This window comes from Aquimarina rhodophyticola (assembly GCF_042434915.1).
Lineage (GTDB): Bacteria > Bacteroidota > Bacteroidia > Flavobacteriales > Flavobacteriaceae > Aquimarina.
The window spans coordinates 2,611,968-2,624,263 of record NZ_CP170198.1 but is presented as its reverse complement, the minus strand read 5'-3'; the positions used below and the strand labels follow the sequence as shown (position 1 = coordinate 2,624,263).

Sequence of the window (12,296 nt, the reverse complement as noted above, 5' to 3'; positions counted from 1 at the left end):
GACATCTCATTGAGACTTGTACCTTTGTCTATTCCATTTTTAAATGGTATTAGTTATTATACAAATGGTATTTAACTATTGATGAAATAGAACATATAAATAAAAGATATACTATCTAGTAATAAATAATATAGACTATGAGTATCGAAAGTAAACGAAGAGAAGCTTTAATATATCATGCCAAACCTACCCCAGGTAAAATAAAGGTGGTACCTACAAAAAAGTATGCCACACAACGAGATCTTTCGTTAGCTTATTCTCCTGGTGTTGCAGAGCCTTGTTTAGAGATAGAGAAAGATATTTCAAACGTATACCGATATACTGCTAAGGGTAATTTGGTAGCAGTAATTTCTAACGGAACTGCTGTGTTAGGACTTGGTGATATTGGACCAGAAGCCTCAAAACCTGTGATGGAAGGGAAAGGTTTACTATTTAAAATTTTTGCTGATATCGACGTTTTTGATATTGAAGTAGACACCAAAGACGTCGAAGCGTTTATACAAACCGTCAAAAACATAGCCCCAACTTTTGGAGGAATTAACTTAGAAGATATCAAAGCGCCAGAAGCTTTTGAGATAGAAAGACGCCTTAAAGAAGAGCTTGATATCCCTGTAATGCATGATGATCAACATGGGACTGCTATCATTTCTGCAGCAGCGTTATTGAACGCTCTTGAGATCACTAATAAAAAAATTGAAGAAGCAAAAATTGTAATTAGTGGGGCGGGTGCAGCGGCAATTTCGTGTACACGCTTATACAAAGCTTTAGGAACAGCTCCCGAAAATATTGTAATGACCGATAGTAAGGGTGTTATTCGTAAAGATAGAGAGAATCTAACCTCAGAGAAAACCGAATTTGCTACATCAAGAGATTTACATTCTTTAGAAGATGCAATGATCAATGCCGATGTTTTTGTTGGTTTATCAATGGCTAATCTTGTCACTCAAGAGATGCTACTTTCTATGGCAAATGATCCAATAGTTTTTGCTATGGCAAATCCAGACCCCGAGATAGATTATAATCTAGCCATTCAAACACGTGCAGATCTTATTATGGCTACAGGTAGAAGCGATAATCCTAATCAAGTAAACAATGTTTTAGGCTTTCCTTTTATCTTTAGAGGTGCGCTAGATGTACGCGCTACTTCAATCAACGAAGAGATGAAAATGGCCGCAGTAAAGGCACTGGCAGCTTTGGCCAAAGAGCCTGTTCCCGAACAAGTTAATATCGCCTATGGAGAAACACGTTTAAATTTTGGTCGTGACTATATTATTCCTAAGCCTTTTGATCCCAGATTAATTGCAAAAGTACCTCCAGCAGTTGCCAAAGCGGCAATGGACAGTGGTGTGGCGACCGAACCAATTCATGATTGGGAAAAGTATGAGGATGAGTTACTGGAGCGAATGGGTAATGATAACAAACTTGTACGATTACTTTTGGATAGAGCCAGAACAAATCCAAAAAAAGTTGTTTTTGCAGAAGCAGATCATTTAGATGTTTTGAAAGCTGCGCAAACTGTTATGGAAGAAGGAATTGCTTACCCTATCTTACTAGGTCGCAAAGATATTATTTTGGAACTCATGGTCGAACTCGATTTTAATCCAGACGATATTACCATTATTGATCCAAAAGCTGATGAAGAAATCGATCGTAAAAACAGGTATGCAAAAAAATATTGGGAAGCCAATAATCGTAAAGGAATTACCTTATATGATGCTGAAAAATTAATGCGAGAGCGTAATTATTTTGCAGCAATGATGGTGAATGAAGGTGACGCAGATGCACTACTTTCGGGATATTCGAGAAGCTATCCTTCTGTAGTAAAACCTATGCTAGAACTTGTTGGCTTAGCAAGAGGCGCTACGCGTATTGCAACTTTGAATGTTATGATGACAAATAAAGGTCCGTTGTTTATAAGTGATACCTCTATCAATATAGACCCTAGTGCAAAAGAAATGGCAAAAATTGCTCATATGACTGCCAAAACAGTAGAAATGTTTGGAATCACACCTGTTATGGCTATGATTTCTTACGCTAATTTTGGCTCGTCCAAACATCCCAACGCTTCAAAAGTTAAAGAAGCCGTTTCCTATCTGCACAGATACTATCCAGAATTATTGGTTGATGGAGAGTTACAAATGGATTTTGCTCTTAATCGAAAGATGAGAAAAGCGAAATTTCCATTTTCAAAATTAAATGGACAAAAAGTAAATACCCTTGTTTTTCCAAATTTGGATTCGGCGAATAGTACATATAAGCTACTTAAAGAAGTTAATAACTCAGAATCAATTGGTCCTATAATGATGGGAATGCGCAAACCTGTACATATACTGCAATTAGGAGCCAGTGTCGAAGAGATAGTGAATATGGCCGCGGTAGCTGTGATCGATGCTCAGGAAAAGGAAAAGAGAGAGCGTTCTCACGAACTATCGACAAATTCGTAATAGGAAAAAAAGATTTTTTCAATAGCTGCTAGTAACAAATGAGTAAAATCAACAGGACTTACTCATTCTTGGTTAATCATTACTTTTGACGATTAATTTTATTACATTTGGTTCGATAACTATAAAATAATATAATGATTACACACCTGAGAGGGAAACTGGTAGAGAAAAATCCTACTGATGTTGTTATTGATTGCAACGGTGTTGGGTATTTACTACATATATCATTACATACCTATTCCTTATTGCCAGAAGGAGAAGTGATTCAATTATATACCCATCTTCAAATCAAAGAGGATGCTCACACTTTATATGGCTTTCATCAAAAAAGTGAACGTGAAATTTTCAGACTTTTGATCTCAGTTTCTGGAATTGGGGCAAGTATTGCAAGAACCATGCTATCCTCTTTAGATCCCGATCGTGTTAAAGAAGCAATAGCATCAAGTGATGTAGCTACAATTCAATCTATCAAGGGAATTGGTGCTAAAACTGCGCAGCGAGTGATCATAGATCTTAAAGATAAAATTCTTAAAGTTTATAATTTGGATGAAGTTTCTGTTTCACAAAGCAATACAAATAAAGATGAAGCGTTATCTGCTTTAGAAACCCTAGGATTTAATAGAAAACTTGCAGAAAAAGCTATCGATCGTGTACTTAAAGAAGCTCCACAGGAAACAGTTGAAAACATCATAAAGCAAGCTTTAAAAAAATTATAAAACATTGAGAGTGTTTAAGAATTTACATGTTAGTTTTTTTAAACGATTTGCCTGGATACTACTAGCATATACGGGTATAGTGTTTGGTCAAGAAACCGAAACTATTAGGGATTCTACAAGTACCACTTTCTCTTTGGGGCGTATTGCACTTAATGACCCTAATAGTATCGTATCCAAATATGAATTTGATCCTGTTACAAATCGATATATTTATAGGGAAATGTTGGGTCAGTTTAATGTACGATACCCACGTTTTTTAACACCCGAAGAATATGAAGAGCTTGTTGATGAAGAGCAACGTCGATTGTATTTCAAAGATAAAATCGATGCTTTTAGTGGTAAAAAAGAAGGTAGTGAGGAAAAACGAAAAAACTTGCTTCCTGTTTTTTATGTCAATTCAAATTTTTTCGAATCAATTTTTGGAGGTAATGAGATAGAAATAGTTCCGCAAGGTTCTGTTGAGATGGATTTGGGAATGCTTTATACAAAACAGGATAATCCAGCATTTTCTCCTCGTAATAGAAGTAACTTCACTTTTGATTTTGATCAGCGAATAAGTCTTAGTTTATTAGGTAAGATCGGAACACGTCTTCAGATTACAGCAAATTATGATACAGAGTCAACTTTTGACTTTCAGAATCAATTAAAACTTGAATACACCCCAACAGAAGACGATATTATTCAAAGTATAGAAGTTGGTAATGTAAGCATGCCGTTAAATAGTTCTTTGATTCAGGGTGCGCAAAGTCTTTTTGGAGTCAAAATGGGGCTACAGTTCGGGAAAACTACGATAACTGGAGTTTTTTCAGAACAACGATCTGAGACAAAATCAGTGAACGTAGAAGGAGGAGGAACTGTAGAAGATTTTGAGTTTTTTGCATTGGATTATGACGAGAATAGACACTTTTTTTTAGCACATTATTTTAGAGATTCTTATGATCAGGCATTACGTAGTTACCCTTTTATTAATAGTAACATACAAATCACACGTACCGAAGTTTGGATAACGAATAGAGCTACGAGTTCTCAGAATATATCAAATGCTCGTAACATTGTAGCACTCGAGGATTTAGGAGAGGGCCCCACTCAAGGTAACTCGACAATTCCTGCATCGCTTTTTAATACAACCCTAGGAGCTTTTCCAAATAATAATAATAATGACTTAGACCCACTAGCAATAGGCGGGACTGGTCCTATAACCACAGCGATACGACAAGCTGCTACAGTAAATCAGAGTTTTAGAGGAGCAATTTCAGGATTTCAAGAGGGCTTTGATTATGTAACTTTAGAAAATGCCCGACAATTAAGCCCCAATGAATATACAGTACATCCGCAATTGGGGTATATATCTCTAAACCAAAGACTTAATAATGACGAGGTTTTAGCGATTGCTTTTCAATATACAGTTGGTAATAAAGTGTATCAAGTAGGTGAATTTGCAAATGGTGGCGGTGTAGAAGCTACGGTAGGTGAAAGTACTGCTTCTCCAGATGATGCTGGGTCTAGCCAAAACTTGGTGGTAAAAATGCTTAAGAGTTCTATTGTCAATATCAACCGTCCTGTTTGGGATTTGATGATGAAGAATATATACAGTACTGGTGCATTTCGTTTAGAACAAAATGATTTTAGATTAAATATCTTGTATACCAGTCCATCACCAGTTAACTTTATACGACCAGTAGAGGGAACAACACTGCCCGACGATGTTGCTCAAACAACTTTACTTAAAGTATTTAATTTGGATCGACTTAACCCAAATAATGATCCAGTAGCAGGTGGAGATGGTTTTTTTGACTACGTTCCTGGTATCACTGTCGATACCGAGAATGGTAGAATTGTTTTTACCACCGTAGAACCTTTTGGGAGTCATTTGTTTAATAAATTAGAAAATGGCGCATCTACTTCAAGCTATAGCAATCCAGAGACATACAATCCTAATCAAAAACAATATGTATTTAGAGAACTGTATACACAAACTAAAGTTGCTGCGGAGCAGCAAGCAGCTAATAAGAATTATTTTCAATTAAAAGGAAGATATAAATCTTCTGGTCAGGGGGGAATCCCTTTAGGAGCATTTAATGTGCCACAAGGATCGGTAACTGTTACGGCAGGTGGCCGCGTTCTACAAGAAGGTGTTGATTATACAGTAAATTATCAGTTAGGACGAGTGAATATTTTGGATGAAGCACTTTTAGCATCAAACACTCCAATTCAAGTTTCTACAGAAAATAATGCTGTTTTTGGGCAACAGACCAAACGTTTTACTGGATTGAACATTGAACATAAATTTAGTGATAAACTTCTGGTTAGTGGTACGTACCTAAACTTAAATGAACGACCCATCACTCAAAAATCTAGTTACAGTTATGAGCCCATTAATAATACAGTGCTAGGTTTTAACTTTAATTATGCTACAGAGGTACCTTTACTAACAAGAATGGTTAATAAGTTACCCAACATCGATACCGACGTCCCTTCTAATGTGTCTATTCGTGGAGAAGGAGCCTATTTAATTGCAGGAGCACCCAAAGGAGCTGATTTTAATGGAAAAGTTACTACCTATATTGACGATTTTGAAGGAGCACAAACTATGATTGATGTCTCTTCACCAATCTCTTGGGAACTATCAAGCGTTCCCTTAGGTTTTGAGAATAGTCCTATAAATCCTGCGAATCCAAGTGAAGTCTTGGCTACGGGTTATAAGAGATCAAAATTAGCGTGGTATACAATTGACCCTGTTTTTTACAGTGGTGGTAGGCCTAGCGGTATTTCTGATCAAGATTTGGCTTCTAATGCTACGCGTCGTGTATTTAATAATGAAATTTTTCCAGATACAGATATTGTTCAAGGGCAAACTTTGGCGCTCTTTACACTGGATTTGCAATACAACCCTACTGTACGAGGCCCTTACAATTTTAATCCTGCGTATGCACCAAACAGCACAAGTGCAAAGCCAGATCCAAGAGGGAATTTTGGCGGAATAACAAGACAGCTAACGTCTACTAATTTTGAACAATCCAATGTTGAGTTTATTGAGTTTTGGTTGATGGACCCATTCATTGATGATCAAACAAATCCTGGAGGTACAATCGTTTTTAATTTGGGGAATATTAGTGAGGATGTCTTGGCAGATGGAAGAAAACAATATGAGAACGGTCTACCAGCAAATAATCTAGAAAACGCTACCGTGACAACAGATTATGGTCGAGTTCCTGTGAATCAGTCCTTAATTTACGCTTTTGATACCGAAGGACAAGCTAGATCAAATCAAGATGTAGGATTTGATGGGTTAGGTGATAGTGATGAAAAAACAAAGGATGAATTTAGAGATTATAGTAGTCTAGCAGATCCCGCTGGAGATAACTATACCTATTTTTTACAAGCAGAGGGAGATATTTTAGAGCGTTACCTGGATTATAATGGAATCGAAGGAAATTCTCCAACCGAAGTAACAGATGATAATCGTGGTAATACTACTTTTCCTACAGCCGAAGATATCAATAGAGATAATACTATGAATACCATTAATAGTTATTATCAATATGAAATCCCCATCTTTCCAGGTATGGATGTAGGTTTAGATAATAATACAAATTACATTACAGATGTTCGAGAGGATGAAATAGAGGTTTTGAATGGGCAACGCTTAAAAACTAGATGGGTTCGTTTTAAAGTACCTATCTACGAACCAACGCAGGCATTTAATATTAGCGATTTTAGATCCATTCGATTTATGCGCTTATTTTTGACAAATTTTGAGCAACAAACTATTCTTCGTTTTGGTACGTTAGATTTAGTCCGTGGAGATTATAGACGTTACACACAAATAGGGAATACCACAAATGATCCCACCAGCGGTTTAAATGTATTTGGCAATAGTGAAATCATTGTTACCTCTGTAAGTGAAGAACAAACTGTCAACTATACTACACCGCCAGGTGTTGAACGTGAAGAACTTTTAAACAATAATACTACCATACGTGAAGATGAGCAAGCCTTGGCTCTTACGGTTAATGGGTTGCAAAACAATGATGCAAGGGGCGTGTACAAAAACTTTAATGTTGATATGCGCCAATATGAGAATTTAGAAATGTTTTTACATGCAGAAAATGTACCTAGCAACAATACATTAGGTGATAATGATTTAACTGCGTTTGTAAGAATGGGTAATGATTTTACAGATAATTTTTATCAAATTGAAATCCCCTTAAAGGTGTCATCACGAAATGATAAGGCTGAAGACCTTGTTTGGCCAGAGGCTAATAGGTTAAATTTACCTTTATCAGCATTACAAGATATCAAAGCAAGAGTTTTTGCTAGTGGTAGCGGTTTTCAAAATAATCAACTTAATTTATTTAATGTAGAAGGAACTAATTTACGTGCCGGTATTAAAGGAAATCCTAGCTATGGTAATATACGAGTTATGATGGTTGGAGTTAAGAATGAAAGCGGTGAAACGCAATCAGGAACGGTTTGGTTTAACGAAATGCGTCTTAGTGATCTTAAAAATCAAGGTGGTTGGGCAGCAGTGGGTAGTGTAGATGCAAACATTGCTGATTTTGCAACCATGAGTGCTTCAGGAAAAATGAGTACGATTGGATTTGGTAGTATTGAGCAAGGCCCAAATGAACGAAGTCGAGAAGACCATAAGCAATATGATTTAACTACAAATGTAAACGTAGGGCAGTTGTTGCCAAAAAAGTGGGGAATTCAGATACCTTTTAATTATAGTCGAGGTGAAGAGTTGATTACTCCTCAATTTGATAACTTTTTTGAGGATTTAGAGCTAGAATCAAATTTGGATAATGCGGTTTCAGAACAAGCGCGAGATTCTATTCTTAATGTCAATACTAATTATACCAAGCGACAAAGTTTCAGTGTTATCGGATTAAGAAAAGAGCGAACTGGTGATGCTAAACCTATGCCCTATGATGTAGAAAATTTAGCGTTTTCTGGTACATATAATCAAACCGATCACCGTGATTACGAGATCGAACGTTCAATTGATCAAAATGTACGTGTTGGAGGAACTTATGACTTTAGTTTTCAGCCTAAAGAAATCACGCCACTTAAACAGGTGAAGTTTTTGGGTAAAAGTAAATATTTTGATTTGCTAAAGGATTTTAATTTTAATTTACTTCCAACTAGTATTTCAGTAAATTCGAATATAAATCGTCAATTTAATAAGCAAACATTTCGCGATATTACTTTAACAGAAGAAAGTATAGGTATTGACCCTTTGTATCAGCGTAATTATTTGTTTGATTGGCAGTATGGTGTTAATCATAATCTTACAAAATCACTTAATTTTAGTTTTACTTCTGCAAATAACAGAATTGTAAAGAATTTTATTGATGAAGAAACTAATGCTGTAGATAATTCTGTAGGTTTATGGAGTGGTTTCTTAGACATAGGAGATCCAAATACCCATAGCCAGCAACTGCAAGTAAATTATGAAATACCTCTTAATAAAATTCCAATTTTCAAGTTTTTAAGAACTACTTATTCATATACTGGTGATTTTCAATGGACCAAGGGTAGCGAGGTTTTCAATACATTGGACGACATACCAGATTTAGGTAATACTATTCAAAATGCAAATGTTCATACAGTAAACGGGTCGTTGGATATGCGATCTTTTTATAAATATGTTGGTCTTACCAAGGTAAAATCAAATAAAAAGAAAGGAAATAAGGATAATAAAAATAAGCAGGTTGGGCAATCCACCGCAGACAGTAATCATAAGGCTAAACCAAATGCAAAAAAAGGAAAATTAAGTGTGGGTAATAAGGCGTATAACACCTTAATTGGTCTTGTGACCTCGGTTCGAAAGATTAATGTAAACTATCAACAAGATAATGGTATCTTTTTGCCTGGATATCTTAGAGCACCAGGCTTTGCAGGAACCCTTAAACCGACTGTTGGTTTTACTTTTGGGAGTCAGTCCGAAATTAGAGATCTTGCAGCGCGCAATGGTTGGTTAACCTTATATCAAGAATTCAATCAACAGTACAGTGAAGTTGAAGGTAGACAATTTAATGTTCAAGCTACGGTAGATCTGGCTAAGGATTTGAAAATTGATGTAAGCGCAAGTCGCAACTATTCTGAAACCTATAATGAAAGTTATCGTGTTGATATTAATGAAGATTTAGAATATACTTCTTTAGCGCCTAATACATTTGGTAATTTTACTATCTCGACACTCTTGATTAAGACGGCTTTTAGTAAAAGTGATCAATTTAATTCAGAATCTTTCGAAAAATTTAGAAGTAACCGTCAAATAATAGCAGAACGTTTAGCTCGAGATCACTACCAAGGACAGGAAATACCAAGAGAATCTGAAGAATTAGCAGATAGCAATGGTTATAGGTACCCAGTTGGATTTGGTAAAACAAATCAAGCAGTTTTATTACCAGCTTTCTTGGCAGCCTACTCTGGAAAAGATGCTAGTGATGTTCAAAAAGGAGCTTTTAGAGATACTCCATTGCCTAATTGGGATATAAAATATACTGGATTAATGAACTTGAAATGGTTTAAGAAAAATTTTAAACGTTTTTCAATGGCGCATGGCTATAGGGCAAATTATACGATTAATCAATTTCAAACTAACTTAGACTATAATCCGAGTGCTCCAGAAGAAAGAGATCAATCTGATAATTTTAAAAATCCAGAGTTATATGCAAATGTTAACCTGACAGAACAATTTAGTCCGTTGATGCGTCTTGATATGGAGATGCGAAATTCCATCAAAATTTTAGCTGAATGGAAAAAGGATCGGGCATTGTCATTGAGTTTTGACAATAATTTACTGACAGAGATCAACGGTAATGAATACATTATTGGATTGGGTTATCGCTTAAGCGATTTAACTTTTACCACGCGTATTGCAGGAAAAAAACAGGTTATAAAGAGTGATTTAAATTTCAGAGCTGATCTATCGCTACGACAAAATGAAACTATTATACGGTATCTGGATGTTGATAACACGCAGGTGACTGCTGGACAAGATATTTACGGAATAAAGTTTACTACAGATTATGCGTTGAGTAAGAATCTAACGGCTTTATTCTTTTATGATCACACATTTTCTACATACTCGATATCTACAGCATTTCCTCAAACAACGATTCGTGGAGGTTTTACACTTCGTTATAATTTTGGAAACTAATCTGTTTTTCTTTAAAATTTTTTATTTTATTAAATAAAATACAATTAATTTCGTCCAATATTATTAATTGAATAAAATTATAGTAAAATGAATATTCCTTCAGAATTAAAGTACACAAAAGATCACGAATGGATCAAAATTGAAAATGATGTTGCTACAGTTGGTATCACCGATTTTGCACAAAGTGAATTAGGTGATATCGTTTATGTTGAAGTAGAAACTGTGGGAGAAACATTGGATCAAGAAGAAGTTTTTGGTACCGTTGAGGCAGTAAAAACAGTTTCAGATTTATTTTTACCGCTTTCTGGCGAAATCATAGAATACAATGATGCCTTAGAGAGTGATCCCGAGACTGTGAATAGTGATCCCTATGGTGCTGGTTGGATGGTTAAGATAAAAATATCTAACACTTCTCAAATAGAAGGTTTAATGAACGCTGATGCATATAAGGAACTTATTGGAGCATAGAAATCTATTTGTTCTCGTACTCGCTGCAACATCAGTACTCACTTATTTATCCTTGGGTACTATTAGTTCCCCTATTTCAAGTTTATCAAACAGTGATAAGATAGGTCATGCTATAGCTTATTTTGTTTTTACCTGTATATGGTTTGCATTTTTATATTTTTCTAAAAAATTAAAATATAGTTTTTTAAAGAGTATACTATATTCTGCAATGATTTGTTTTGGCTATGGGGTGTTGATGGAAATAGCGCAAGGAATATTTACGACATATCGATATGTTGAGTTATTTGATGTATTGGCAAACACTAGTGGCATTGTTATTGCTGTATTGTTTGTGTTTGTATTAAGACTAAAGATAGAAAGTATATAGATTTTATCTTTGGTTATTGATAGATAAGTCAATAGGATCTAAGCAACCATTTTTAAATTATCAATAAATGTTAAAAATTTTAATTTTTCAGTGACAATTAAGTTGTAGCTTGGAAAAGTTAAAAGAATTTAGCTATTTTAGCAACCCTATAATAACATTGTAATATGGAACCAAAGAAAAATCCTAAAGCAGATTTAACAAGAAGAAGTACATTGTTTTTACAACTTGGACTAATCTTGGTGCTTTTTATTACCTGGCAGGGTATAGAGTGGAAGACGTATGATAAAAGTAACATCGATATAGGTCAAGTAGACCTCGATGAGCTTGAAGAAGAAGATGTGCCAATTACTCAAGATTTGAGTGTGCCACCACCGCCACCGCCACCGCCACCAGCGCCAGAAATTATTGACGTGGTTGAGGATGAGGAAGAGGTTGAAGAAACTATAATTGAATCTACAGAAACTAACCAAGAAGAAGAGATCGTAGAGGTTGAAGAGGTAGTTGATGTAGAAGAAGATGAGGTAATAGCAGATGTTCCTTTTGCAGTAATTGAAAATGTACCTGTTTTTCCTGGATGTGAAGGAGAAAATGGTAACGATGCTAAGAAAAAATGTATGAGTGATAAGGTTAAGACTTTTATTAACCGTAAGTTTAATACAGACCTAGGTAGCGAGCTAGGACTTTCTGGAGTTAATAGAATTTATGTTCGTTTTAAAATTGATAAGTCTGGTAACATTGTAGGTGTTCAAGCTCGTGGTCCACATCCACGACTAGAAAAAGAGGCACAAAGAGTAGTAAATATGCTACCCAAAATGACTCCAGGTAAGCAACGTGGAAAATCTGTAGGGGTTTTATATTCATTACCCATAGTTTTTCAAGTTCAAGACTAAGTACGAATACATTCAAAATAATTAAAATCCCGTCTCAGGTACCTGAGACGGGATTTTAATTATACAACATGTTCAATCAGGTTCTTGGATTCCTTCATAGGGATGTAATGTAGATAGTGTTTTAAGATTCTAAGATTTTTGTATGTGGCAAGTCGTAAGTCATAAGAGTTTAACTAATTACAATCTTGTTAAAAGAAGAATATTGCATTACGATAAGTTGTCTAAAATGCTTTTAAGGCATAT

The 12,296-nt window shown here is 35.4% G+C and carries 6 protein-coding genes; all 6 read left to right on the top strand.

Annotation, left to right across the window (positions count from 1 at the left end):
- The first annotated feature begins 137 nt into the window (after positions 1 to 137).
- The 6 genes from ACE939_RS11340 to ACE939_RS11315 all read left to right on the top strand — a co-directional run bounded on the left by ACE939_RS11340 (position 138) and on the right by ACE939_RS11315 (position 12,053).
- Positions 138 to 2,444 carry an NADP-dependent malic enzyme gene (locus ACE939_RS11340; RefSeq protein WP_378185698.1) on the top strand — a complete coding sequence of 769 codons (2,307 nt, stop codon included), beginning with the start codon at positions 138 to 140 and terminating at the stop codon, positions 2,442 to 2,444.
- 134 nt (positions 2,445 to 2,578) lie between these two features.
- Entirely contained in the window at positions 2,579 to 3,160 is a 582-nt protein-coding gene (gene ruvA / locus ACE939_RS11335; protein ID WP_378185697.1) for a Holliday junction branch migration protein RuvA, read from the top strand.
- Positions 3,161 to 3,170: 10 nt separating this feature from the next.
- Positions 3,171 to 10,328 (top strand): cell surface protein SprA, encoded by a 7,158-nt coding sequence (gene sprA, locus ACE939_RS11330; protein ID WP_378185696.1) that lies wholly within the window; start codon positions 3,171 to 3,173, stop codon positions 10,326 to 10,328.
- An 87-nt stretch (positions 10,329 to 10,415) separates the two neighbouring features.
- Complete coding sequence (gcvH, locus tag ACE939_RS11325; protein ID WP_378185695.1) at positions 10,416 to 10,796, top strand: glycine cleavage system protein GcvH; 381 nt, start codon at positions 10,416 to 10,418, stop codon at positions 10,794 to 10,796.
- Positions 10,768 to 11,163 (top strand): VanZ family protein, encoded by a 396-nt coding sequence (locus ACE939_RS11320; RefSeq protein ID WP_378185694.1) that lies wholly within the window; start codon positions 10,768 to 10,770, stop codon positions 11,161 to 11,163. Before gcvH ends, ACE939_RS11320 begins: the two co-directional genes overlap by 29 nt.
- Positions 11,164 to 11,327: 164 nt before the next feature.
- Positions 11,328 to 12,053, top strand: a complete 726-nt coding sequence (locus ACE939_RS11315; RefSeq protein ID WP_378185693.1) for an energy transducer TonB — start codon at positions 11,328 to 11,330, stop codon at positions 12,051 to 12,053.
- The last annotated feature ends 243 nt before the right edge of the window (positions 12,054 to 12,296 follow it).

Bases quoted from the DNA above. Each gene is read 5' to 3' on its own strand.
- ACE939_RS11340 (WP_378185698.1), top strand. From the start codon at position 138: ATGAGTATCGAAAGTAAACGAAGAGAAGCTTTAATATATCATGCCAAA.
- ruvA (WP_378185697.1), top strand. From the start codon at position 2,579: ATGATTACACACCTGAGAGGGAAACTGGTAGAGAAAAATCCTACTGAT.
- gcvH (WP_378185695.1), top strand. From the start codon at position 10,416: ATGAATATTCCTTCAGAATTAAAGTACACAAAAGATCACGAATGGATC.
- ACE939_RS11320 (WP_378185694.1), top strand. From the start codon at position 10,768: ATGCATATAAGGAACTTATTGGAGCATAGAAATCTATTTGTTCTCGTA.
- ACE939_RS11315 (WP_378185693.1), top strand. From the start codon at position 11,328: ATGGAACCAAAGAAAAATCCTAAAGCAGATTTAACAAGAAGAAGTACA.